Annotated in this window: 19 protein-coding genes; 8 read left to right on the top strand and 11 right to left on the bottom strand. The window is 47.2% G+C overall.

The window, feature by feature from the left end; all coding sequences use genetic code 11:
- From HP399_RS22185 to HP399_RS22175, 3 genes are all read right to left on the bottom strand, one after another.
- Complete coding sequence (locus HP399_RS22185) at positions 1-5664, bottom strand: hypothetical protein (RefSeq protein ID WP_173619021.1); 5664 nt, start codon at positions 5662-5664, stop codon at positions 1-3.
- A 152-nt stretch (positions 5665-5816) separates the two neighbouring features.
- On the bottom strand, positions 5817-7019 hold the full coding sequence (locus HP399_RS22180) for a BMQ_0737 family morphogenetic spore coat protein (protein ID WP_173619020.1): 1203 nt from the start codon (positions 7017-7019) through the stop codon (positions 5817-5819).
- 108 nt (positions 7020-7127) lie between these two features.
- Positions 7128-8012 (bottom strand): glycosyltransferase family 2 protein, encoded by an 885-nt coding sequence (locus tag HP399_RS22175; protein WP_173619019.1) that lies wholly within the window; start codon positions 8010-8012, stop codon positions 7128-7130.
- Between the two features lie 136 nt (positions 8013-8148).
- Here HP399_RS22175 and HP399_RS22170 point away from each other — a divergent pair, with 136 nt between their 5' ends.
- The gene (locus HP399_RS22170) at positions 8149-9519 is read left to right on the top strand and encodes a hypothetical protein (protein WP_173619018.1); all 1371 of its coding nucleotides are present in this window, start codon (positions 8149-8151) and stop codon (positions 9517-9519) included.
- 55 nt (positions 9520-9574) lie between these two features.
- On the opposite strand, the gene HP399_RS22165 is transcribed toward HP399_RS22170, so the two are convergent.
- On the bottom strand, positions 9575-10663 hold the full coding sequence (locus tag HP399_RS22165) for a peptidoglycan-binding protein (protein WP_173619017.1): 1089 nt from the start codon (positions 10661-10663) through the stop codon (positions 9575-9577).
- Between the two features lie 95 nt (positions 10664-10758).
- Between HP399_RS22165 and HP399_RS22160 the strand changes: the two genes are divergently transcribed.
- Positions 10759-11106 carry a DUF1360 domain-containing protein gene (locus HP399_RS22160; RefSeq protein WP_173619016.1) on the top strand — a complete coding sequence of 116 codons (348 nt, stop codon included), beginning with the start codon at positions 10759-10761 and terminating at the stop codon, positions 11104-11106.
- Between the two features lie 4 nt (positions 11107-11110).
- Here the strand turns inward: HP399_RS22160 and HP399_RS22155 are convergent, their stop codons facing one another.
- Together HP399_RS22155 and HP399_RS22150 are read right to left on the bottom strand one after the other, a co-directional pair.
- Positions 11111-12298: a glycosyltransferase family 2 protein gene (locus HP399_RS22155; RefSeq protein WP_173619015.1), complete on the bottom strand. Its 1188-nt coding sequence runs from the start codon at positions 12296-12298 to the stop codon at positions 11111-11113.
- Between the two features lie 123 nt (positions 12299-12421).
- A complete protein-coding gene (locus HP399_RS22150) occupies positions 12422-13270 on the bottom strand; it encodes a DUF1698 domain-containing protein (protein ID WP_173619014.1) in 849 nt (282 codons plus the stop codon).
- A gap of 207 nt (positions 13271-13477) precedes the next feature.
- Here HP399_RS22150 and HP399_RS22145 point away from each other — a divergent pair, with 207 nt between their 5' ends.
- From HP399_RS22145 to HP399_RS22120, 6 genes are all read left to right on the top strand, one after another.
- Entirely contained in the window at positions 13478-14323 is an 846-nt protein-coding gene (locus HP399_RS22145; protein ID WP_173619013.1) for a hypothetical protein, read from the top strand.
- A 113-nt stretch (positions 14324-14436) separates the two neighbouring features.
- A complete protein-coding gene (locus HP399_RS22140) occupies positions 14437-15840 on the top strand; it encodes a sugar phosphate nucleotidyltransferase (RefSeq protein WP_173619012.1) in 1404 nt (467 codons plus the stop codon).
- On the top strand, positions 15833-16924 hold the full coding sequence (rfbG, locus tag HP399_RS22135) for a CDP-glucose 4,6-dehydratase (protein WP_173619261.1): 1092 nt from the start codon (positions 15833-15835) through the stop codon (positions 16922-16924). The genes HP399_RS22140 and rfbG overlap by 8 nt, the downstream gene beginning before the upstream one ends.
- A gap of 24 nt (positions 16925-16948) precedes the next feature.
- Positions 16949-17728, top strand: a complete 780-nt coding sequence (gene rfbF, locus HP399_RS22130) for a glucose-1-phosphate cytidylyltransferase (RefSeq protein ID WP_173619011.1) — start codon at positions 16949-16951, stop codon at positions 17726-17728.
- A gap of 14 nt (positions 17729-17742) precedes the next feature.
- Positions 17743-18336, top strand: a complete 594-nt coding sequence (locus HP399_RS22125; RefSeq protein ID WP_173619010.1) for an FkbM family methyltransferase — start codon at positions 17743-17745, stop codon at positions 18334-18336.
- Between the two features lie 36 nt (positions 18337-18372).
- Positions 18373-19260: an NAD-dependent epimerase/dehydratase family protein gene (locus HP399_RS22120; protein WP_173619009.1), complete on the top strand. Its 888-nt coding sequence runs from the start codon at positions 18373-18375 to the stop codon at positions 19258-19260.
- 52 nt (positions 19261-19312) lie between these two features.
- Here the strand turns inward: HP399_RS22120 and HP399_RS22115 are convergent, their stop codons facing one another.
- Genes HP399_RS22115 through HP399_RS22095 form a run of 5 tightly spaced genes read right to left on the bottom strand, consistent with a single transcriptional unit; the run spans position 19313 to position 25121 of the window.
- Positions 19313-20752 (bottom strand): FkbM family methyltransferase, encoded by a 1440-nt coding sequence (locus HP399_RS22115; protein WP_173619008.1) that lies wholly within the window; start codon positions 20750-20752, stop codon positions 19313-19315.
- A gap of 27 nt (positions 20753-20779) precedes the next feature.
- Entirely contained in the window at positions 20780-21886 is a 1107-nt protein-coding gene (locus HP399_RS22110; protein ID WP_173619007.1) for a glycosyltransferase family 4 protein, read from the bottom strand.
- A complete protein-coding gene (locus tag HP399_RS22105; RefSeq protein WP_173619006.1) occupies positions 21883-22839 on the bottom strand; it encodes a GDP-L-fucose synthase family protein in 957 nt (318 codons plus the stop codon). The genes HP399_RS22110 and HP399_RS22105 overlap by 4 nt, the downstream gene beginning before the upstream one ends.
- 30 nt (positions 22840-22869) lie before the next feature.
- Complete coding sequence (locus tag HP399_RS22100) at positions 22870-24105, bottom strand: glycosyltransferase family 2 protein (protein ID WP_173619005.1); 1236 nt, start codon at positions 24103-24105, stop codon at positions 22870-22872.
- A 44-nt stretch (positions 24106-24149) separates the two neighbouring features.
- Positions 24150-25121 carry a GDP-mannose 4,6-dehydratase gene (locus tag HP399_RS22095; protein ID WP_173619004.1) on the bottom strand — a complete coding sequence of 324 codons (972 nt, stop codon included), beginning with the start codon at positions 25119-25121 and terminating at the stop codon, positions 24150-24152.
- Positions 25122-25179: the final 58 nt, after the last annotated feature.

The following is a 25179-nucleotide window of genomic DNA, read 5'->3' as shown; positions in this document are numbered from 1 at the left end:
TCAACGAAACGGGTTGAATTCGTTGGCATTTTTGGGAAAGGGCATCTGCATTTTTACTGGTGCGGAAGACAGTTGTTGAGTGGAGGGATCGGAGATTGGCATGAATTGCGTGTTTGGTTGGAATTGGGCATTTTGCTGGAGTTGACTGAAGGCTTTATTGGTTCGAGATTCTTTTTGCGTGAATTCTTTGATGATTTGCTTGTATTTTTCTTCGTTGTTTTGGAGTTCTTTCACCATGTTTTTGAGTCCGGTAATCGTTTTTTTCAACACTTGCTCCTGGGATGCAAGCTGCTCCATGGCTTTTTCCTTTTCTGTTAGCAGAGAGTCATATTTTTGGGTTGTTTTCTCCAGGACTTCGTTCCATTTATTTTTTTGAAGAGAGACGTTCGCGAGCTTTTCGTCGGTTTCCTTGGTTTGTTGCTGAAAAGATTTGATACGATCCTGGGCCTCCGTTAATTGCTGTTTTGTTTCTTTTAACTCCGACTGGAGACTCTTAACGGTGTTTTGTGTTTGTTGGATTTCTTCGTCGCGTTTTTGGATGCTTTGCTGCAATTCTTGCTCATGCAGAGAATGCGATTCGGCCAGCTTTTTATAGTCAGCGACGAGTTGATTTTTCGTTAACCGAGCTGCTTCCAGCTCAAGCAGAGCTTCTGTTAATTGTTGAGAAGTCTCTTCGTGCTTTGCTGTCCAACTTTGTTCGAGATCTATTGCTTTTTGCAACATCTCATGGCGGGTGGCTTCTAGCTTTTGCTCTTTCGTGCGTAAATCCTGTTTTTGCGCTTCGAGTTCTTGCTCTCGGGTGTAAATATCTTGATTCTGCACTTGTAGCTCCTGCTCCCAGGTTTGCAACTCTTGCCTCTGAACTTGGATTTCTTGCTCCTGAGAGAGGAGGGCCTGTTCCAGTGTGTTTAATTCTTGCTCCTGAGTGAGCAACTCCTGTTCACGATTGTGTAGGGTATGCCCTTGAGCCTGCAGCTCCTGCTCTTGGTTGTGTAGCTCTTGATCTCGTGCGTTCAGCTCTTGTTTCAGCGTGAGTAACTCTTGCTCGTGGGAGTGGACTTCCTGCTCATGAGAGAGAAGCTCTTGCCCGCGAAGCTGTAGCGCTTGCTCTCGGGATTGAAGTCCTTGTTCTTGAAGCTGTTGTTCCTGGGTCTGAGCCAGAAGTGCTTGTTCCTGGGAGAGGTTGGCTTGCTCCCAATCCCGAAGCTCCTGTTCATGGGTTTTGAGCTCTTGTTCTTGAACCTGCAACGCCTGCGCATGAGCTTGTAGCTCTTTTCCTTGCACCTGCAGATCTTGTTCAAAACCGTTTAGTTCTTCTTCCCGTGCTTGTAGTTCTCGCGTCTGTGCGAGAAGTTCTTGATCTCGTGCCTGAAGACCTTGCTCGAAAGTGAGTAGCTCTTGTTCTTTCGTCTGGAGGTTTTGATTCTGAGAGTGAAGTTCATGCCCGCGCGTTTGCAGCTCTTGCTCGAGAATGTAAAAGTCCTGCTCTCGTGCCTGAAGGTATTGGGTCTGGGTGAGAAGGTCTTGCCCCCGAGCTTTGAGTTCTTGTTCGAGGATTGTTAGTTCTTGTTCTTTTGTTTTCAGGTTATCTGCTTGCGTTTGCAGTTCTTGCCCTTGTACTTGGATTTCTTGCTCAAAATGCAGAAGGTCCTGCTCCCGTGCTTCGAGGTTTTGCGTTTTGGAAGTGAGCTGCTGTTCTGTCGTCTGCAAGTTATGCGCTAGGGATTGAAGGTCTTGCCCTTGAGTCTGAAGCTCTTGCTCGAGATCGAAAAGTTCCTGTTCTCGTGCGTTGAGGTCTTGCGTCTGGGAATGCAGCTCTAGCTCTTTGGAAGTGAGCTGTTGTTCTTTCGTCTCGAGGTTATGAGCTAGGGATTGAAGGTCTTGGCCTTGCGTCTGAAGCTCATGTTCGATATCGAGAAGTTCTTGCTCCCGTGCGTTGAGGTCTTGCGTCTGGGAATGCAGCTCTAGCTCTTTGGAAGTGAGCTGTTGTTCTTTCGTCTGCAGGTTATGCGTTAGGGATTGAAGTTCTTGGCCTTGCGTCTGAAGCTCATGTTCGATATCGAGAAGTTCTTGCTCCCGTGCATTGAGGTCTTGCGTTTGAGAATGCAGCTCTAGCTCTTTGGAAGTGAGCTGTTGTTCTTTCGTTTGCAGGTTGTGCGCTAGGGATTGAAGGTCTTGCCCTTGAGTCTGAAGCTCTTGTTCGATATCGAGAAGTTCTTGCTCCCGTGCGTTGAGGTCTTGCGTTTGGGAATGCAGCTCTAGCTCTTTGGAAGTGAGCTGTTGTTCTTTCGTCTCGAGGTTATGAGCTAGGGATTGAAGTTCTTGGCCAAGTGTCTGAAGTTCTTGTTCGAGAACGTGAAGGTCCTGTTCTCGTGTGTTGAGGTCTTGCGTCTGGGAATGCAGCTCTAGCTCTTTGGACTGGAGCTGTTGTTCTTTCGTTTGCAGGTTTTGAGCCAGGGATTGAAGGTCTTGCCCTTGAGTCTGAAGCTCTTGCTCGAGAACGTGAAGTTCCTGTTCCCGTGCGTCGAGGTCTTGCGTTTGAGAATGCAGCTCTAGCTCTTTGGAAGTGAGCTGTTGTTCTTTCGTTTGCAGGTTGTGCGCTAGGGATTGAAGGTCTTGCCCTTGCGTCTGAAGCTCTTGCTCGAGATCGAAAAGTTCCTGTTCTCGTGCGTTGAGGTCTTGCGTATGAGAATGCAGCTCTAGCTCTTTGGACTGGAGTTGTTGTTCTTTCGTCTGCAGGTTTTGAGCCAGGGATTGAAGGTCTTGCCCTTGCGTCAGAAGCTCCTGCTCGATATCGAGAAGTTCTTGCTCCCGTGCGTTGAGGTCTTGCGTTTGAGAATGCAGCTCTAGCTCTTTGGACTGGAGCTGTTGTTCTTTCGTTTGTAGGTTGTGCGTTAGGGATTGAAGGTCTTTCCCTTGAGTCTGAAGCTCTTGCTCGATATCGAGAAGTTCTTGCTCCCGTGCGTTGAGGTCTTGCGTCTGGGAATACAGCTCTAGCTCTTTGGACTGGAGTTGTTGTTCTTTCGTTTGCAGGTTTTGAGCCAGGGATTGAAGTTCTTGGCCTTGCGTCTGAAGCTCATGTTCGATATCGAGAAGTTCTTGCTCCCGTGCGTTGAGGTCTTGCGTTTGAGAATGCAGCTCTAGCTCTTTGGAAGTGAGCTGTTGTTCTTTCGTTTGCAGGTTGTGCGCTAGGGATTGAAGGTCTTGCCCTTGAGTCTGAAGCTCTTGCTCGAGAACGTGAAGATCTTGCTCCCGTGCGTCGAGGTCTTGCGTTTTGGAGGTGAGATGCTGTTCTGTCGTTTGCAGGTTGTGAGCTAGGGATTGAAGTTCTTGGCCTTGAGTCTGAAGCACTTGCTCGAGATCGAGAAGATCCTGCTCTCGTGCGTCGAGGTTTTGCGTTTTGGAAGAGAGCTGTTGTTCTTTCGTTTGCAGGTTGTGAGCCAGGGATTGAAGTTCTTTGCCTTGAGTCTGAAGCTCTTGTTCGATATCGAGAAGTTCTTGCTCCCGTGCGTTGAGGTCTTGCGTCTGGGAATGCAGCTCAAGCTCTTTGGAAGTGAGTTGTTGTTCTTTCGTTTGCAGGTTGTGCGCTAGGGATTGAAGGTCTTGCCCTTGAGTCTGAAGCTCTTGCTCGAGAACGAGAAGATCCTGCTCCCGTGCGTCGAGGTCTTGCGTTTTGGACGTGAGCTGCTGTTCTGTCGTTTGCAGGTTGTGAGCTAGGGATTGAAGTTCTTGGTCTTGAGTCTGAAGCACTTGCTCGAGATTGAGAAGATCCTGCTCTCGTGTGTCGAGGTTTTGCGTTTTGGAAGAGAGCTGTTGTTCTTTCGTTTGCAGGTTGTGAGCCAGGGATTGAAGGTCTTGCCCTTGCGTCTGAAGCTCATGTTCGATATCGAGAAGTTCTTGCTCCCGTGCGTTGAGGTCTTGCGTTTGAGAATGCAGCTCTAGCTCTTTGGACTGGAGCTGCTGTTCTTTCGTCTGCAGGTTATGCGTTAGGGATTGAAGGTCTTGGCCTTGCGTCTGAAGCTCATGTTCGATATCGAGAAGTTCTTGCTCCCGTGCGTTGAGGTCTTGCGTTTGAGAATGCAGCTCTAGCTCTTTGGACTGGAGCTGTTGTTCTTTCGTCTGCAGGTTATGCGTTAGGGATTGAAGGTCTTGCCCTTGAGTCTGAAGCTCTTGTTCGAGAACGTGAAGGTCCTGCTCCCGTGCATAGAGGTCTTGTGCCTGAGTGTGCATTTCTAGTCCTTGCGCTTGTAACGCTTGTTCAAGACTGAGAAGTTCCTGCTCCTGTGCTTGAAGTTCTTGTGTCTGAGAATGCAGCTCCAGCTCCTTAGCATCGAGCTTTTGCTCGGTAACAAGCAGCTGTTGTTCTTTGGTCTGGAGGTTATGCTTTAGGAATTGCAATTCTTGACCTTGCCCTAGCAACTCTTGCTCAAGACCGGCAAGTTCCTGCTGCTGTGCTTGAAGGTCTTGTGTCTGAGAATGCAGCTCGAGCTCCTTAGCCTGGAGCTTTTGATCTGTAACAACCAGCTCTTGTTCTTTTGTCTGTAGGTTATCCGCTTGGGAATGCAGTTCTAACCATTGAGTCTGAAGCTCTTGTTCAAGACCGAGAAGGTTCTGCTCCCGTTTTTGTAGGCGTTGCGTCTGAGAATGCAGCTCTTGCTCCTTCGATTGGAGGTCTTGTTCGAGAGAAAGTAGATTCTGCTCTTTCGTCTGAAGGCTACTCGCTAGGGATTGCAGTTCCTGCCCTTGCCCCAGCAACTCTTGCTCAAGATCGTGAAGTTCCTGCTCCTGTGCCGTGAGACTGTGCTCAAACACGTGGAGGTTTTGCTCCCGCACCTGTAGCTCCTGCTCCCGCTGCTCCCAATTTGCGCTTGCTTCTGTAAGCTGCTGGAGGTCAGAGAGTGTCTGCTCTTCCCGTGCTCGTGCGTCCTCCAACCGCTGATTCAATGATTCAATTTTGGATAGTTGCTCGTGCTGCCTCATCTGCGCACACTCAAACTCTTCATTTACATGATCCAAAGCTTGTTTCCATGTAAGCTGTTGCTGCTCCAGATGCGCGATCATGTCTAAATGCTGCTGGCGTTCTTGCAGGATCTCCTCGATTTTACTCAGCTGCTGCTGATCTTGATCGTGTAACGCTTTTTGCCATTGTGCCTCTTTTTGTTCGTAGCTTTGTACTCGCCGTTGGAGCAATTCAATGTGCTCGCGTAAGTGTGTTTCCTGCGCTTGATGTTTGGACATGATTTCTTCAAGCCGTGGACCTTTTCGTTGCTCTCTGATCTCGGTTTGCAAGCTGTCGATTGAACTCTTTAGTTTTGCCTCTGTTTCCTGGTGGTCGGTTATGGCATTTTCGCGTTGTTTTAGGAGATGTTCGTAGTAGTCGAGCTTGCTCTTCATTTCTTGAAGCATGTCTTGTGAATCATTCAAGCGCTGCTTCCATTCTGCGCCTTTGCTGTCCAAATCGTGGAGGTTCTGGTTCAGTTGTTCAAGCTGCTCTCTATATGCTTCATTTTTTTGGGATGTTTCCTCTATCTGCTTCTGTAGGTACCACACTTCTTGCATGAGTTGGTTTGCTTTTTCTTCGTAGTAGTGTGCTTGTTTTTTTAGCAGGAGGAGCTTCTCATTTTCTCTCGACTTGTTCGCATTGGAGATTCTCCTTTTGTACACAGTGTTGTCCTCCTTTTTCCGTCTGGCTTTCCCATATAGACATATGTACGGGGTGGGAATTGGTGCCTGTATTGTAGTGACGGCTCATCTATAGAAAAAACGGGAGAAGTGTTGGTCTTCTCCCGCCTGATTGGAAACGAATATTTTTTTTCTTACGGAGTGGTAATGACAATATCCCCGAACGTGATGCAATCGGCAACCAGTAATTGTTCGTCTGGAACGATTGTAATAGTGGCACTGAAGACGAGGATACCAGAAGAGTCGGTGAGTGTCAGAATGATAACGTCTGGCAGGTTGAGTCCTGTTTCGGCGAGTGTCAGAGAGTAGGTCACCGTTTCTTGTGCGCCTGTTGCTGTGAATGTCCGTACACCAGTACCTGTTACGATCAGACCTGTCACAATTGGCAGGATAGGTAGTACGGAAATGCATGTCGGAGAGCTGATAGTCGTTGGCGAGAAGCTGAAGCTTTGATCGCCAAGGACATCAGGCAGGAGAGCATCAAAGAAGTTAAAGGTAAACGAGCTGCTGGATGGATCGCAACTTGGGCAGATATCCGCGATGAGCTGGATCGTACCGACGGCAATGGCGAGTGGAATACCAATAGAAATGGAGACGTTTGGTACCAACGCGTTGACGGACGCCTGGCAATCGCAGTTGCGTACTGGGAAGATTGGTGGGCATTGTGGCGGGAATGTGATCGGCGGGCAACGGAAAGATGGCGTTGGCGATGGAATTGGAATGTTGTTTGGACGTGGAGAGCAGAATTTCGCCAATACTTCCAGTTTGACTTCTGCTTCTACCTGGATCTCTACGCAGACAATGACGTCGAGTTGAACCATGCCACCGAGGAGAACAGTACCGGTCGGTGAGCACTCGAAAGCACTGATTCGGCACAAGATATTGTCCTCATCAAGCGGTTCAGGCAGGCAGAGAACGACTTCCTGATCGAATTGCACTGTCGTTGTGAATTCGCAGAGAGGTGTTCCGTCTGCGAAGACGCGAACGAGCACAGTGGCTCCGAACACAAAGCGAACGACTCCGACCCGAACAGTGGTCCCATTGACTGTAATGTTCTCGCGGCGAATACTGACGACTCTGCAAGTAGGACCAGGAGTAACTGGCTCAACGCAGGAGATCGTGATATCTTGCCCTGCACGAATGGCAGCGTCTACCAGAGCTTGACAATCGTCGGGAAGGGCAATCTTGTTTCGGTAGCTGTTCGCTAATACTACCCAGTCATACACCTTGTTGACGCGAATGCACTCTTCCTGCAGGTTGTTCGATATAGGAGGAGTTGCTGTAGGCGTCGGTGTAGGGAGCTGGCGACCCATAATGGGCTTCACGTGATGTTTCACCGTAAGAATCCTTCCTTTCCTAGGGAGTTTGCTTTGCAGTTACATACTATGTGGGCAACGGGAGTTTGGCATGTTGAGCATGCGCCTATTTTTTAGGTCACTATCTTGTCAGAATGGAATTTGAAATTTTTGAAAGAACCAATTGTCGTCGAATTTCCTTTGGGCATTGTATCGAACACGCTGAGCGGCAGCCCCGCAAGTCAGCACGTCATCCGCAATTTCACTCGCATTTGCGTAGAGCACAAGTTTTTTCGCAGCCTCAATCCGCTGCTCGTTAAAATGGCTGTACGCCATTCGAAGCATATTGTAATAAATGTGCTCATGTGCAACTGTGTAAGGGTGAACTTGCCTAAACAAATGTAGGATTTTTACAGATGGCTGGACCATACACGTATATCCGAATAGCCACATTTTGATGGAAAACTCGATATCTTCAAATCCCCATATGCGAAAACCGCGGTCAAAACCCCCGACTTTCATAAAAGCTTCTCTGGTGACCAGGAAGCATCCCCCTGGCAATATCGCAACCGGTGCCGTACCTGTTGGCTTTGGATACCAGGTGATCTCGAGCTTTTGATTCAGATTTTGCCCATAACCAATTTTATGTGGCTCCGTCATGGAAGCGATTCCGGGAGCAACGCCATCTGCTTTTTTTGTAAGAATGAGCTCCATCATGCGATCAATCCAGAAGTTTTCAAAAGACAGATGGGCATCGCAAAAAATGAAGTAGTTGCCGCGTGCGTGATTCACGCCCAAGTTTCGTGCTGCAGCAGCACCAATGCCTTCTGTTGTGATTAATTTTATTTTTTCATTTTGCCCTTGACCTTGTAGAAAGTGACAACCGTTATCAGTTGAGGCATCATCGACTACGATCACTTCATATGGATACGTGGTTCTTGTATTCAAAAGGGAAGTGATGGTAGAACGCACATTGTCCCCCTCATTTTTTACAGGAATGATAATGGAGATCAGGGGCATCTGTGAGGTGGGCATATGACCACTCCTTTCTGTAGCATCGTATGCACAACGCGCTTCTTCGGAACAGTCATCGCCAAAAATGTTCACTTTGGACACTGGGCATTCATACAATATCGCGGACTGACGGAAAGTGTCGTGAGGAGAGATGGGAATGGATGTTGAGGTATATTACAGTGGTCAACGTGGCGGGACCATGCCGTACGCGGCTCTGCCAGCGTTCCGTTTATTTTGCAAGCAAAATGGCTTTCAATTGAAGTGGGATTCGACGAATAAAAGAGTGGACCTGGATTCGGGGTTGAAAGGAAAAGTTTGCGTTCTTTTTACAGGCATGTCTTCAGAAGGGACCGCCTACGAGTGGGAGGTATTGGGGAACGTCCAAAAATTTCTCTCTGATAGTGGGATGGAGGTTGTCTTAAGCCAAAACAATCCGTCTCTGGCGAAAAATACGGATGTGGCCATACGTTTCAGCTTAAAGGAAATGCGAGCCCTAGAAAAACCGAGACTGATTTTCTTTCAGTCGGAGGATGAAAAGCGGCAAGATCTGGTCAAGTGCTTGCGTACAGAAATGCAGCAGTCAGGAATCCCGTGTCTCTATAAAGTAATCAAAAACCAAAAGCAACCATCAATCGTTCACATCCAGTTGCAGTTGCCGCTTTATACGGACGTGAGCAAGCGTAAGATCTATGCGGAAAAAATTTCGCTACACTTAGCGTCAGGGGTTTTGGAGTATTTCCAAAATGGATTGCACATTCAACCAATGGCGTTTTTACCACCCAATATTTTAAAGCTGTTTTATTCCACTATGCTCTTTGCCTCTGATGAGGAAAGTCAGAAGGGAGCAGATGAAAAGCCAATAGCAGAGGAACAAAGCACGATTCAGGAAAGTGACCAGCCGAATGTTGAGGCCAGTGACTCAAATAGTGAAGTAAACAGTGAAGAAAACAGCGAATTAAACAATGAAAGAGAAGAGCTGTCGATCTTGGCAGAAGAAAAACTGCTGGAACATGTAGTGACCATTCATCCGATCGAAGAAGTGTCTGAACAGGTTGAATTGCGTACAGCGGCAGAAGTGTATTTTGATTACACGTTGATTCACTCTGAATCAGTTGAGAAGCCATACCTGTTGATTGGGACACTTCAGGTGAAGAATACGGGGAACCTTGAACTGAAAAATCCAATCGTTTGCCTGCGCGTCTCGCCTGTCGATTCGATCAAAATGGGAGGGCAGGTTTTGCCGCCGAAGCTCGTGGAGACGATGGCTGTGCAAGGTACATCGGGTTTAAAAGGATGGAGATACTTGGAAGACGATTGGTTTGCCCAAGCGATGGAGAGAGGGGAATACTGGATAGCGCCGATCCAGCCTGTAACCATCGTGCCGGAATCGACGGAATCGTTCCAAAACTTCCAGATTTCATTTATGAAACAAGAAGCGGGGAAGGGAATCGTCGTCGAGGGTGTCGTGTTGTGCAACGATCAGACCGTACACTTTTCGGCCAATAACCGGATTGCTGTGTCATTCTAATATGGAAGAAAAGCCACCATTTCAGTAGAAATGATGGCTTTTCCGTTCCGCGCCTCTATTTTTTTAAGAACATTTGCACGAACGTTTTCCCGTGTGGACCGCCATTCACAACAGCAATGGCTACGTAGTCGTATGTCGGACTCATGATATTGGCTTTGTGCCCGGAGGAATTCATAAACATTTGATGGGCGCTGCTTACAGAGTAGTTTTGAGCAATATTTTCAGCAGCAGCCAAATAGCGAATACCAAAAGTATCCATCATTTGAAACGGTGAGCCGTAAGTGGGAGAGGTGTGGCTAAAGTACCCTTTGTTTACCATCTCTTGGGCTTTCACGCGTGCAACATTCACCAACTGCATGTCCACTTGATAAGGTGCGAGTCCGCGGCTGGTGCGCTCTTGATTCACGAGTTGAACCATTTCTTTTTCCTCAGCCGTCAAACCAGCAGGAAGAGGAACTTGCGTGCCAGCACCAGGGTTTTGTGGTTGCTCAGGCTTGCTTGGTGTTACGGGAGTCGTTGGATTTGTTGGAGTGGTTGGCTTTGTATCTGGTTTGGGTTGCACTGGATTGTTCTTGTATTGCGTTTGAATGGCAGTATAGGTTTTGGTATCAGCTTCACCAGTCAAGGTTTGTTTATTGCGCGACTGGAACAGCATGACGGCAAAACGCGTAGATTCATCGTATTGGCCCGATGCCGTTACTTTGTAACCGAGGCCAGCGAGCATCGTTTGCAATTCCTTCACGCGTTCACCACTAGCACCCAATTTCAGCGTAGCGTAATCATTGGACTCAGCAGGTTTGGACGGTGTGCTTGGCTGTGTCGGCTGCTCTTGCTTGCGAGCTTGGTACACGCTCTTCAGTTTATCGTAAGTGGGTTTGTTTACAATTCCGGTTTGCGGCAGCTTGTATTTTTTCTGGAACGCTTTGACGTTATAAGCTGTGTTGCTGTTGTAGATCTTGTCCACCACCAGCTTGTAGTCGTAATGGAGTGCATCGAGCATCTTTTCCACTTCAAGCACGCGCGAGTTTTTCATCCCTTTTTTCAAAGAGGTAAAGCTTGTTTTCGCAAATGCAGGTTGTCCGATCATGGTTACGAGGACGGACAGGGAAAGGATGGTTGCCATTTTCTTTATGTTGCGATTCATCTCATCACGCCTTTCTCTGGTTTGTCGCACCACAATGGTACTAAATGTGGAACAAATGAGAAAAGCACAAAATATTGGAAAGAGGTGGAGGTGGAATGTTTGACCTCTCTTGGATCGACCTAATCATTCTTGTGCTGGCAAGCTTTCGTCTCACGCATTTGATTGTTTTTGATGAGATCACGTCTTTTCTGCGAAAACCATTTTACCAGGTGTTATATGTACCCGATGAGTCGGGGCAAATGGTGCGGGACTTTCAATTTAAAGGCGGGAGGGTGCGCCAATGGATAGGCAGATTGTTGAGCTGCCATTGGTGCGTGGGGATTTGGGTGGGCGCTCTGATCGTTGGGCTGTATATGTATGTGCCAGCCGCCTATCCGTTGCTGCTCCTGCTTGCCATAGCCGGAGCGGCGGCTGTCATTGAGACGAAATTATACTCGAGTTGAAAGGTTAGCTCCTCGAAAAAGCTTTGTACACGATCACTTCGTCATACGAAAGAGGAATGATCTCTTCGGCCATGTATCCTCCTGCCATTCTTTGCTGGACTTGAGGAGTGCTTGGGATACCGACACTGGAAGACGCGATGTCCACACGAATCGTCGTTGCATTCGGATCGAGTGGAATTTCGAGGGCAAAGGTGGGTTTATCAACGGTATAACTTTTTACGTTTACGCCATTCACGAGCGCAGTCAAAACAATGGGCTTCGGCAATTTTATGGGGGAGCCAGGGACTTTGCCCTTCACTAACAACATTTGAGCCGGTGCAGATGGATCTGATTCAACAATCGCACGTAGGACAGGAGGCGCCCACAAGTCCATCCCCCGATTCATGCTTGTGATTCTGGTTGTATTGGATGGAAAGGACTTATAGAGCCTCAACAGGTCGAGTACACCCATGCCTTTGTATTGTGGAACGTACGATATCCAGTGGCTGGGTATGGACGAATAATTTTTTGCAAGAGATCGTATGACTTCGGGTACGCCGACGGAATGCCATTGGGTAGCTGATTTGCAAGCCGTGTGGATTCGAGCGTTTCCTAAATAGTGAGGCAGATAACCGATGGGATAAAATTTGGCGATGCGCATCCACAGGTCGTAATCCATGCAAAATTGCAATTTTTCATCAACGCCCCCCATGTGCCTGAAGACGTGGGCTCTGATGAAAGCGGATGGCTGGCAAATCACACAGCTTTGATACAACTTCTTGGAATCAGCTTGTTCTGACGGGTAAGTGGTGGATACTTGACCGTACTCGTTCATTACATGGCAATTGCCGTGAAGCATTCCCCAGGCTGGGTTACCCGCAAAAGCGTGAACAGCCTTCATAATGGCGCCAGGTACATAGGTGTCGTCTGAATTCAGCCAGCCGATGATTTCGCCTCTTGCCAATGCCAAGCCTTTGTTAAGCGCATGAGACTGTCCGCGATCCGGTTCGGAAATATAACGGAAACGCGGATCTTTTTGTGCATATTCTTGCAAGATGGAGAGCGTATCGTCAGTCGAGCCTCCATCTACCACGATATGCTCAAGGTTTGCATAGTCCTGGGTCAATATGCTATTTATCGTCTCACGAATAAACCGGCCTTGGTTGTAAGAGGGGGTAATGATACTCACTAATGGTTGCTGTGAGTGGGACACGAGATTCACTCCCATCTTTCCATCATAAAAAATGCATGCACTACCATCAGACTATGAAAGAATGGAAAATCGGGTACACAAGCATCGTCGATCTTGTGCACCCGATTTCAATTTACCCGGATTTTACAGGTAGTCCGGAACGATCCCTGGATTGCGGAAAATACGGAGCAACTCCGCGTGGCAGTTAGGGTCGATCGCGCTGCCAGGAATGGCTCTTGCCACGAGGCTGATGCGACCCGCATCGTAATTGTTGATTTTGCCGGAAGGGATGGTCCGAACCGATTCAGGAATGATTTCAAACAGTGTGCCTCTGAGCATCTCCTCGATGCAAAGGACGGACGGCAACCACCAAGTCGTATCGTCCTTATAAATCCGGTTCATTTGTCCAGGAGCTCCGTTGTAGACCATGATGGATTGATTCGTATCCAAAATACAGGCAGTTTCCAACAAGAGGTGCCCACCTGGTTTAATCACGCTTCGGCATTGCGACAATGTCCACATTGGATCACGCAGATGATAGAGCAATCCAAGATGCTGGACGACATCAAATTGATTGTGCCGTATTTGTTGAGGAAATGGCAGTGGTACTATAAAATCGTCCATCAGCAAAACTTGCAGCCCTTCCCATAGTTTATAAGGGCTGGTATTATACAGCGGCAAAACTTTGCTTTGCAGGATGTTCTTGCAAAACTCAAAATTCAAATAGAGCGGCTGCATACAGTCCGTAGCCACGACAAGACTTGCCCCTCTTTGCTCCGCTTCAAACGCCCACATTCCGTCAAAGCTAGCGAGATCAAGGACGCGTTTCCCCGAATATTGGATGTATTCTCTGGATTGTCTCGTCATATTCCATATATTTTCCAGAAGCGTAATCCCGGGAGTGATAATGCCTGGTCGCAGCGTGATTTTATGGTACCATCGCCGTTTGCTGATCTCCTCGAGGATTTCCTGATCTGTCCAAAATCTTCCCATCGACATGTCCCCCTTCATTGCAGAGTGCTTGCCCTATACGATATGTTCGGACCGTGCTGGGGGAAATGATATAAATGCATAAATTTCGTCCTATTCACGTCTAAAGTTGCTTGGCAACAAGCAGGTTTTCGGAAAAAAGGCATATGCCCGTTTCTCGTTGTCTGTCACATACATAAAGTATGGGGAGAAAAAGGAGGCGGAAAGAGTATGCCCTTACCCATTGTGATCATCCATCGAGGGGACGATGATTATCTCACATACAGCTTGCAGCAAGCGAAAAGAAGTAATCCCCATTCGCCCGTCTATCTGATCGGGAATGGAGGAAACAGAAGGTATGCTATGAACGGCATCATTCATGAGATGATAGACGATTACATGCATGCCGCTATCGAAATGACGAGAGTCTATAAACATATTCATTTCATGCCCTATGAGTACAATCTGTTTTGTTTTCAAAGATGGTTTATTTTGTTAGCGTTTATGAAAAAGCATCAGATTCCGAAATGCTGTTATATCGATACAGACGTCATGCTGTTTACCGACGTGAACCATCCGCGCTTTGACAACTTTATGATGGAATTCGTATGGACCAATTTCTTAGATAGGCAGAAGCTAGAACAGTTTTGCGAGTTTATGACGTCACAGTTTGCCAATCCGATAACATTTGCGAAAGTTGTTCATTACACGATGCAGAGAAAGGAACATGTCAGATTCAATCAGCCTTTAATTACAGATATGGTGCTGGCCTTGCTATTTCTTGCACATTTCAAGGATTACCAAATGAAGAACGGCTTGTTTCATGATGGCTTTATTGACGGCAATATTCAGCAGTCTGCTTCCGTGGAGAATTTGTATGGCTATAAGAAAATTTACTCGATAAATGGTGTCCTGTGCTGCAAGGATAAGGCAACGAGTCATTATCTACCGTTGTTTTCTCTTCATTTTCAAGGATACACGAAGCACCATATGAAGTTTTTCACGGCTCCTTATCTCCCACAAGCAGGTTCTTACATTTTCGATTATATTTCCAATCGATGGATTCAGTTTTTATAGGCTTCTATCATCCCTCGTGTTATTTGACCATTTTCATTGGATCATAGAGCATCGACTGCGACAAACGCATAAGATGGTGCATACAACACGATAAACGGATAGAGGTGGCCTGAGTGAAACTGATATTGCTATCGGGTGGTTCAGGGAAAAGGCTGTGGCCGCTCTCCAATGATGTCAGGTCCAAACAGTTCTTGAAGTTGATAGGCAATGCACATGCCCAACCAGAGGCGATGGTTCAACGAGTGTGGAGGCAGCTGACCTCCCGCAATTGGTCGGAGCCTGTTTATATTTCAACAGGCCGTTCACATGTTGACTTGCTTCAAAGCCAACTTGGAGAAGACGTTCCCTTGATCGTGGAGCCGGAAAAAAGAGATACCTTCCCTGCCATTGCTTTAGCGGTGACTTATTTGTACTCTGCTTTAACGATAGCCCCGGATGAAGTCATCGCTATCATGCCTGTAGATCCATTCGTTGAGGATCGCTTCATGGACAGGATCAAGGAGCTGGAGAATGTCATACTTAGATCAGGCGCGAATCTCGCATTAATCGGAGTAAAGCCTACGTATCCATCTACGAAATACGGTTACATTGTTCCACAGCTAGAATCACAATCGGATCAAGGTAAGAGGCCTCATGCCTATCAAAAAGTAAAAAGCTTCAAAGAAAAGCCGTCACTTGAGCAAGCGCAGGATTTAGTAGAAAAGAAGGCCCTATGGAATTGTGGAATTTTTGCTTTTCGATTGGGCTATCTGATTCGCGAATTAGAGCAAAAAGGATTGCCTACTGAATACAACCGTATGCTTGAGCAATATAGCCAAATGCCTGCCATCAGTTTTGACTATGAGATTGTAGAAAAGGCAGAGAAAGTAGTCGTTCTCCCGTATGACGGAAACTGGAAGGACTTAGGGACATGGAATACGCTAGCGGAAGAAATGAGAGGGAATGCAATCGGTAAGGTTTTGCTCGATGAGAGTTGCACGAATACACACGTTATCAACGAATTGGACATACCTATCGTGTCCATTGGTTTATCGGATATGATCGTGGCTGCCAGTCCTGATGGCATCCTCGTTTCTTCCAAGGAACAAAGTCATATGGTCAAAAATTTGGCTTTGGATTGGACAAAGCGCCCAATGTATGAAGAGCGGCGCTGGGGAAGGTATCAGGTTATGCATTTTCAGAAGAATGAAGACGACGTGGAAGTATTAACGAAAAGAATCCATGTATACGCCGGGAAAAATTTGAGCTATCAGTACCATCACCACCGTAGCGAAGTATGGATCATCGTAGAGGGCTGCGGCGAGTTCATCTTGGATGATCAGCTGAACCAGGTTGGACCAGGTGACGTATTGCAAATCCCGGTAGGAGCCAAGCATGCAATCAAAGCTACGACCGAGCTGGAATTCATCGAGGTACAGATGGGAAGTCAGTTGGTGGAAGAAGATATCGTTCGACTTGGAATGACATGGTCAGCGATTCTGGAGCAAATTGGGAAGCACGGTGATCACGATGATTGATCCAGCGTTCTGGCGAGACAAAAAAGTGTTGATCACAGGTCATACGGGGTTCAAAGGGGCATGGCTGTGCCTATGGCTGCATCATTTAGGGGCGAAGGTAACAGGGTATGCGCTGTCGCCGCCGACGAATCCGAGTATTTTTGAGTGTGCCCAAATCAGCTCATTGGTTGATTCGATCATTGATGATGTCAGATCGAAGGAAAGCGTTCAAAAAGCGATTAACCAAGCAAACCCGGATATCATCATTCATATGGCCGCTCAGCCGCTGGTGCGTTTGTCGTATCAATATCCGGCGGAAACCTACGAAATCAATGTCATGGGTACGGTGAATGTACTTGAGGCGGCGAGAGTGGCTGTGCAGAACGGAATGAAAATGAAAGCAATCATCAATGTTACGACGGATAAGGTTTACGAAAACCGGGAGTGGGTGTGGGGATACCGGGAGCAGGATGTGTTGGGCGGCTACGACCCGTACTCCAACAGCAAAGCATGCTCGGAGCAAGTGACTGCCTCCTATCGCAATGCTTTCTTTCACCCCGACCAGTATCACCAGCATGGCGTAGCAGTTGCTTCAGCGCGAGCAGGCAATGTAATCGGCGGCGGTGATTGGGCTCTTGATCGCTTGATACCGGATTGCCTGCGTGCCCTGATAAACGGAGAGAAAATCACCACCCGAAATCCCAAAGCCATTCGACCGTGGCAGCACGTCCTTGAGCCATTAACAGGGTATTTGATGCTCGCTGAAAAAATGTGGGGAAATGGCAAGAATTATGCCCAGAGCTGGAATTTCGGTCCGAATGAGGAAGATGCCAAATCGGTAGAGTGGATCGTCCAGCAATTGTGTGAGCGATGGGGAGCTGGTGCCAGCTTTGAAGCAGAGCGAACCGATCCACAATGGCACGAAGCTCAATATTTAAAGCTGGACTGTTCCAAAGCCAAAAGCGTAATAGGCTGGAAGCCCAAGTGGTCACTCGAGCAGACCTTGGACAGTATCATTTCTTGGCATAAGGCCTATCAGCAAAAGCAAGACGTAAGAGAGATCTGTTTGGCCCAAATCGCAGCGTATACAGATAGGGCCCAGTGAACACGAGAGGAAGGAGGGCAGCCAATGAAAGTCGTCATCCTAGCAGGTGGGTATGGCACACGCATTGGAGAAGAAACGCATCTTCGTCCGAAGCCGCTCATTGAGATCGGTGAATGGCCCATCATTTGTCATATCATGTCCATTTATTCCAAGTACGGTTTCCATGATTTCATCATCTGTCTCGGGTACAAAGGCTATATGATCAAGGAGTACTTCGCGCACTACTTCCTTCACCATTCTGATGTGACCTTTGATTTTCGTAACGACAATCAGGTCACTTTTCACAACCATAATGCTGCTCCGTGGCGAGTCACATTGATTGATACGGGGAAAGACACAGGGACAGGTGGAAGGGTGAGGCGGATACAGAAGTATGTAGGGGAAGAAACATTCATGCTGACGTACGGAGATGGCTTATCCGACATTGATATTAAACAGCTGGTAAAATTTCATCGCACGCATAAAAAACTCGCAACGATCACCACGACTCAACCGCCAGGCAGATTCGGAGCATTGGATATTGCCGATGGGGGCACCGTAACAGGATTCCAGGAGAAGCCAAAGGGGGACGGCGGGTGGATCAATGCTGGTTTTTTTGTCATGGAGCCGGGCGTATTTGACTATATTGCGGGTGATGAGACGGTATTGGAAAAAGAGCCGCTGGAGAGCTTGGCCAAGGCAAATCAACTGATGGCCTTCAAGCATACCGGTTTTTGGCATCCGATGGATACGCTCAGAGATAAAAACTACTTGGAAGAACTGTGGAAATCCGGAAAGGCAGCATGGGCAACCAGCCGAACATAAAGGAGGAAGCAGGAGTGGGTGAATTAAACGAGAACAGTGAAGAAGTTTTTTCTCCGATCGGATACGGGGACATAACGATCGATTGTGGGGCAAACCACGGGCTCATTTCTCAAAAAATGGCGGATAAAGGCGCCCTCGTCTTTGCGTTTGAACCGAATCCATACGTATTTGAGGAATTGAAAAAAAGGGTGGGCTCCTATCCCAATGTCATATGTATAAACAAAGCGGTTTGGCATAAAAACGATAAGCTACGCTTGCATTTGCATGATCTTTACCATACGGATCCGGCAGGGTCTGCTTATGCCTCTTCTCTATTGACTAATCATCCAGTTACGAATCCCGAAAAGTATGTAGAGGTAGAGGTAATTGATTTGACACAGTTTATCCAAATGCTCAATCGTCCGATCAAATTGATCAAAATGGATATTGAAGGAGCAGAATTTGAACTGTTGGAAAAAATCGTGGAGCAAAATTTACATCTGCAAGTAGAAAAAATCGTCGTAGAAAATCATGAATGGCTGATCGAAGACTTGAAAACCAAAGCCGATCACTTTCGGAGGGTCATGCAAGAAAAACAAATTCACAACATCGACTTGAACTGGGTATAAGAAGAGTGCCAAGCAGGTGAAGGGGAGCGATCCCAGATGAAGATACTTGTGACCGGCGCGACAGGCTTTCTCGGAAGCCAGCTCGTAAAAGCGCTGCGATTGGACGGACATACTGTCATCATTTTGAAAAGGAGCACTTCCGATTGCTTGCGTATCCAGGACATATTGCCTGATTTGATTACGTATGATACGGATCGCGGTCAATGGGAAGCTCCTTTTTTCGAGCAGGGGAGAATCGATGCGATCATCCATACGGCAACCTGTTATGGACGAAACAACGAGAGCAATGCCACGATGGTAGATGCCAATGTGACCTTTCCGCTGAAACTGCTGGATGCGGCTATGCGCTTCGACACCCCTGTTTTTCTGAATACGGATACGTTTTCCAGTGTGCCCGTCCGATTATCCAAACATCTACAACCATACAATTTGACGAAGCGCCAGTTTCGAGAATGGGGAAAATGCCTAGCAGATTCATCTTCCCTGCAACTCATCAACGTCAGGCTGGAGCATGTGTATGGTCCGTATGACAATACGAATAAATTTGTCTCTTTTGTCATCAAAAGCTGTCTTGAAAATAAGCCCGAACTAAGGCTTACAGAGGGAAAGCAAGCAAGGGACTTTATTTATGTGGATGATGTTGTTTCTGCCTTTCGTGTGTTGTTGGCGCATGCTACCCGTATACCCGCTGGATTTACGGAATACCAGGTAGGGACAGGTACGGCAACCTCGATCCGAGAGTTTGTAGAACTGGTTCATCAGATGACTCAATCAAGCACGGTTCTGAAGTTCGGATCGATTGCGTATACCGACATGGAAATCATGCATTCACAAGCAGATATTCGACCGCTGCAAGCTCTAGGGTGGAATCATCAAGTAAAGCTGGAGGATGGATTGAGAAAGGTAATGGCCACTTTCAAATAACAACGAAACAAAAAACATGGCGAGCCTGCAGCCATGTTTTTATCATGTGCGCTTAATCGAGGAAAGTCTTGTTCGTACAGAACAGATCAGCGTGGAAAGGTTTCATTTCGTCTAGTAAGTGGTTGTAGTTCTTCACTTTTACCACCGTATTGTCCCGTTTAAACATATACAGATGGGTAAACAATTTCTCCAGCAGTGTGTATAGCACGAGTGGATGTCTGCCGAAGTTTTCTTTGATGCTTTCTGGGTTGAATTCAATGATCACATCCGGGTCCCACTGCTTAAGCGTTCGCATGGCATTTTCCAAGACAACGACTTCCGAGCCTTCCACGTCAATTTTAATGAGGTCGATGCGCGAGATCATATTCTGCTCTACCCAGTCATCCAGCCTGACACATGATATGAATTGGGTGGATTTCTCCACGTCTTCTGGCTCATGCGGGATATAAGACCATCCGCCTCCACGCGGGTCGTCTTTAAAATGGATGTTCCCGTTCCGGTCTGCCATTCCGAGCTGGAGTGGCTCGACATTGGTGATGTGATTCTCGGACAGGTTTCGCAGGAGATAAGGATAATTGACATCGGAGGGTTCGAATGCGTACACCTTGCCTTGGGGCGCAAGATAGCTCAGAGCGAGTGAGATCGGACCGATGTTCGCACCGATGTCTAGGCAAATATGGTCAGGTTGTACGATTTTTTTCAGAGGAAGGATAACGTAGTCTTCATAGTATCCTTTGTAATACTCCATAAAGTACAGGACGCTTTGATCGGAGCCGTCCCCATAGACGGTAAAGGTTTGATTGTCAAACGGCAGGTGAAAGTCAACTTTCTTCATCGAATTCGTTGCTCCTTCAAGTGGATTGTAGATCATGATGATGTCATTTCCTACGACGAATAAGAGGTCGGGACGAAGAGAATGAACGAATTCTCGTAGTTCTTGGATAGTGGGATAATCGTTCAACAATGGATTGGGACCAATAAAGCAACGAGCATCATCAATCAAAATGACGTGATTTTGGACGGAATGCTGCAAAATGGCAGCAAGTTCCTGCAAGATGGGGGTGTCCAGGTCTCCTTTGGCTGCCTCAGATGAGCGGGGAATGTAATGGCCGTCCAGCCAAAACAGACAAGGTGTTGTGACAGAGTACATCAGGTTGGTCAATATTTCTCCACTGTCACCGTGGAGGATATGGATGTGGCTGTCGCCTGAAAATCTCTCTTTTGCCGCTACAAACAAGGCTTCATTCAGCTCGATGGAAACGAGCAAGTCGAAATGGTTTTTCATCGCTTGCAACATGTCGCCCTTAAACGTACCTGTCTCGATCAAGGTGCGTATGCCTGTCGTTTTTGCTATATGCTTGATCTTCGACTTTTTCAAATCGTTTGTCGGTGCTTCCAACAGCCAAAAATCCCAAGTCTCTTGTTCTGTTAATGGAAACGGGATTCGGCGCTCCTTCCTCCACGTCTCTCGAATTTGCTGCATGCGTGACATACAAAGATGACCTCCTTTCAAATGACATTATCGTGCGATGGAAGAAAAGACAGCCAGTGTTTCACGCGCGCATTTCTCCCACGAAAAATGCTTGGCTTGATGGATGCCCTTGGCAACCAAGTCTGCCCTTGCCTCAGGTGTCAAATAAAGATGGGCGAGCTTCACCGCGATATCATCAGAAATATTCGGGTCGAAGGTGAGAGCAGCGTCACCGACCACTTCAGGAATGCTCCCTGCATTGGAGCATACGATTGGAATGTTGGACTTCATGGCTTCCACCAGCGGAATGCCAAAGCCTTCGAAGAGGGAAGGGAAGCAAAGGAACTGGGCATTCCGATACAAGTAAGGCATTTCTTCCTGCGGTAAGTAATGGAGCCATTTGACTTGGTCCCACAGCTGGTTATTTGTGATGTAATTCATGACGTTTTGATGAGCCTCTTGAGCAAAACCGGTGAAAACCATGGGAATTCGTATATTGTGTTTATCCCGCAAAGTGACGAGTGCTTTGAATACATTCAGGTGATTTTTGTGATGCCATGTATTCGCGGGGAAAAAGCCGTATTTGCTGGGCAGCTTATACTTTTGTATGACCTGTTGGTTGAGTGCCTCATTATGCGGCAAGGAAAATTCCCGCGAGGCATCCAGGTGGATCGCATGTACTTTTTGCGGAGGAAGCCCGAATTTTTGGAGGATCGTTTGCTTGGAAAACTCCGAGAGAGTCAGCACGGCACTGCAACGCTCTGCAGACGATTTGTAGTTGTCTAGTCGCCAGCGCAAGGAATGTTCATCGAAAAACTCTGGGTAATACTCGTGTTGGATATCAGGAATGTTGATAACAGAAGGGATTGTGACATCGGATGGATTCAATACAAGCAGCGGACAAAACCACAAATTCAACTGTAGAGAGTTAATCCAGAAATGAAGCAACGCGTATGCATTACCATGGTCGGGGACCATGAATTTGCGCACATTTTTTTGCGTCTCAAAGGTATGGAAATTGTGAGAGGATAAAAAAAGAAACCACTGATGGCCGTCCCCAGCATTCATCGAGTAGGCCAGCAAGTTCCTGACATACTGTTCCATCCCGCCGATTTTGCCAGGAATCACTGACATCAGGTTTATTCCGACTCTCATGTAGGGATCCTCCCTTGCGCGTGAGGATGTGCCATGTACCAAGCAATCGTTTTCTCCAAGCCAGCAAGTAAGGAAGTTTGTGCCACGAAGCCGAACAATTCTTTTGCTTTGGTCACATCTAAAAGGCGACGCGGTTGTCCGTCTGGCTTGGTTTTATCCCATTCGATCTCCCCTTGGAAGCCGCTTAGCTGCTTGATCGTCTCCGCTAAGCTTTTGATGGAGATTTCATGACCAGAACCGATATTGACCGGTTCAGATTGATCATAGCTCATGGTTGCAGCAATAATTGCCTGTGCGGCATCTTCGACATAAATGAACTCGCGTGTGACGCTGCCTGTTCCCCAGAGAACGATCTTTTTCTCGTCATTGCGAATAGCGTCCACACATTTTCGAATGATGGCAGGGATGACGTGTGAGGTTTCCAAATCGAAGTTGTCGCCCGGACCGTACAAATTGACAGGAAGCAAATAAATGGAATTGAACCCGTATTGCTCGCGATAGGCTTGCGATTGCACCAGCATCATTTTCTTGGCTAAGCCATACGGAGCATTGGTTTCTTCAGGGTAACCATTCCATATATCTTCTTCCTGGAACGGGACGGGCGCATGCTTCGGATAGGAGCAAATGGTTCCGATGGCTACGAATTTTTCGACACCGAATAAACGGGATTGCTCTATGAGCTGAGTCCCCATGATCAAATTATCGTAAAAGTATTTTCCGGGATTTTTTTGATTCGCGCCGATTCCGCCGACGACGGCAGCCAAGTGAAGAATGATATCGGGATGGAAATCTTGCAACATCTTGTTTACATCATGTTCTTTGCGAAGATCGTATTCATGGCTTCTAGGGATGAAGATGTCCGTACAGTCCAGCTTGCGCAATTGATGAACGACGTGGCTTCCTAGAAATCCTGATCCACCAGTAACCACAATCCGTTTTTTCGCCAGATTCAATTCGTGTCAACCTGCCTTTCTCGTCCGCATTCATGTTCGAGGCGATGGGACTCTGCGATTTACCCAATTTTCGATATCGGCCTTGCCATTGGTAAACTCCTGATAAAATTGGTACTCCTCATAGGAGAGAGGGAGGACTTCTTCTAAGTGGTAGCTGATAGATCGTTTGACTTTAGGATTGTTGGGGTGGCTCTGAAGGATCTGCTGGCTGCAAAAAATACTCACTTCACATTGCTGGCCCTCTGAGGTAATGGGAATCACGACTTGAAAACGCGCCTGGGTAACTTGGAAATTGTGTACGAGTTTCCCATTCCTCATAACATGAAAATGCAGGAGAGGGGCGGTATTATGGTTGCTTCCTTTGATAAGCAAAGCGTGCATCGGTCCATGGCTGGCTTCGATGGTCATTCGCAGGTTTTGGGGAGCCCATGCGTCCGAGTAGCGGTTGGATGCAATGATTTGGGGAGAGGGTCCGAATGCATGATACGCTTTCAGCTTGTGGAGAAACCAAAATGCTCCTTGTTTATAATGCTTTTGCGTGTAGTGATAGAGCCATTCATTTGAGATGGTGCCATGATGCTTCACGCTTGTTTTCAAAATTTCAGAAAACCCTGGCTCCAATTCATAGACAAACGTTTTGCATGCGTCATATAAGCGTGAGTTAGCCAAGAATTCCGGTATCGTTCCAATCGGATAATGCTGGGAAATCCGGTTCCACAAATCGTAATCCATGCACCAGTCATGTTCTTCATTTACACCACCAACTGCTTCAAAGGCATGCTTGCGCAGGAAAGCAGCGGGTTGGCAGATGATGTTGAAATTAAACAATTTTTTTCTGTCAAACTCTACCCAAATGTACGGATACTTTACTTTGTCATTCTCATCAATGTGGAGCCCTTTTCCGTATACCACACCCCAATCAGGATGCTGCTGCAAGGCTGCCACAGCCTTTCGAATGGCACCGGGAAAATACGTATCATCCGAATTGAGCCAACCGATAATCTCACCACGTGCCATTTGCAATCCTTTATTGATGGCATGGGATTGACCGCGATCTGGTTCGGAAACGTAGCGGAAGCGGTTTGCCAGATGGCTGTATTGCTGCAAAATACTCTGTGTACCGTCAGTTGAGGCGCCATCGACCACAATATGCTCAATATGGGGATAGTCTTGTGTCAATACACTCTCGATCGTTCGTTTGATGAAGGGTGCCTGATTGTACGAAGGCGTGATTACACTGACGAGAGGAAGGGATTGCATGGACATAAAAAGTTCCCTCCTGATTTTTTCTACTCATCCACTCGACGTTTTCAAGAGCTGTTATGTTGGCGTAGCACAGAGCGCCAGTAATTCAATAAATCTTCCATCGTTTGCTGGAAGGAGATTTCGGGCTCCCACCCAGTCTTTTTTCGAAACAGCGAGGAATCGCCCAATACGATGTCTACATCGGAGGGTCTTAGTCGATCAGTGTCGACATGTATTTCCACCTGTACATCTGTCAGCGCCAGCAACGTCTTCAACATGTCCTCGATGGTATAGCGAGTACCAGCGGATATGTTGTATACATCGCCTGGTTCGCCTCGAGTAAGCGCCAACCAGTACGCCCTGACAATATCACGGACATCTGTGAAGTCTCGAATCGCACTGAGATTCCCGACGTTTACTTTTGGCTCTTGCAGACCAAGCTCAATCTGGGCAATTTGTTTGGCAAAATTAGAGGTCACATAGCTTTCGCCTCTTCTCGGACCTGTATGGTGAAACGTACGGGTTCGGATGATCGCCAGACCATAACTGTGATGATATTGATACCCCAGATAATCCTGGGCAATTTTACTGACCGCGTATGGATTGAGAGGACGGAGGGGATTGCTCTCCTTAATGGGGATTTCCTCCGGATAGACCAAACCATATTCCTCACTGGAGCAAGCGATCTGAATCTTGCACGGAACAGCATGGTTGCGTACCGCCTCGAATAAATTTAACTGTGGGACAATATTGTTCACCATCGTATCTGCAGGAGACGACACCGAGGTGGGGACGAAGCTTTGGGCAGCTAGGTGAAAAAGGAGATCAGGCTTTATTCTCTGGATGAGTTCATTTACAGATTGGGGATCTTTTAATTCACAGTTTTCCATATGCACGCGGTCCAACAGGTGCCCCAGCTGCTCTTTTTTGGTAAGGGACCGGAATGTGCCGTAAACATCCACATCTCCCCGCGACAGTAGATATTCAGCCAAGTGACTGCCGGCAAATCCCGTTACTCCGGTAATCAATGCCTTCATGAGTCGAATCCCCCCTGTCCATGATGCTCATAGCGAAGGATGAACAGCTTAACATATT

Source organism: Brevibacillus sp. DP1.3A (assembly GCF_013284245.2).
Lineage (GTDB): Bacteria > Bacillota > Bacilli > Brevibacillales > Brevibacillaceae > Brevibacillus.
This window is presented reverse-complemented; position numbering and strand designations above follow the sequence as displayed.

Bases quoted from the DNA above. Each gene is read 5' to 3' on its own strand.
- HP399_RS22175 (WP_173619019.1), bottom strand. From the start codon at position 8,012: ATGCCCACCTCACAGATGCCCCTGATCTCCATTATCATTCCTGTAAAA.
- HP399_RS22170 (WP_173619018.1), top strand. From the start codon at position 8,149: ATGGATGTTGAGGTATATTACAGTGGTCAACGTGGCGGGACCATGCCG.
- HP399_RS22165 (WP_173619017.1), bottom strand. From the start codon at position 10,663: ATGAATCGCAACATAAAGAAAATGGCAACCATCCTTTCCCTGTCCGTC.
- HP399_RS22160 (WP_173619016.1), top strand. From the start codon at position 10,759: ATGTTTGACCTCTCTTGGATCGACCTAATCATTCTTGTGCTGGCAAGC.
- HP399_RS22150 (WP_173619014.1), bottom strand. From the start codon at position 13,270: ATGGGAAGATTTTGGACAGATCAGGAAATCCTCGAGGAGATCAGCAAA.
- HP399_RS22145 (WP_173619013.1), top strand. From the start codon at position 13,478: ATGCCCTTACCCATTGTGATCATCCATCGAGGGGACGATGATTATCTC.
- rfbG (WP_173619261.1), top strand. From the start codon at position 15,833: ATGATTGATCCAGCGTTCTGGCGAGACAAAAAAGTGTTGATCACAGGT.
- rfbF (WP_173619011.1), top strand. From the start codon at position 16,949: ATGAAAGTCGTCATCCTAGCAGGTGGGTATGGCACACGCATTGGAGAA.
- HP399_RS22120 (WP_173619009.1), top strand. From the start codon at position 18,373: ATGAAGATACTTGTGACCGGCGCGACAGGCTTTCTCGGAAGCCAGCTC.
- HP399_RS22115 (WP_173619008.1), bottom strand. From the start codon at position 20,752: ATGTCACGCATGCAGCAAATTCGAGAGACGTGGAGGAAGGAGCGCCGA.
- HP399_RS22110 (WP_173619007.1), bottom strand. From the start codon at position 21,886: ATGAGAGTCGGAATAAACCTGATGTCAGTGATTCCTGGCAAAATCGGC.
- HP399_RS22100 (WP_173619005.1), bottom strand. From the start codon at position 24,105: ATGTCCATGCAATCCCTTCCTCTCGTCAGTGTAATCACGCCTTCGTAC.
- HP399_RS22095 (WP_173619004.1), bottom strand. From the start codon at position 25,121: ATGAAGGCATTGATTACCGGAGTAACGGGATTTGCCGGCAGTCACTTG.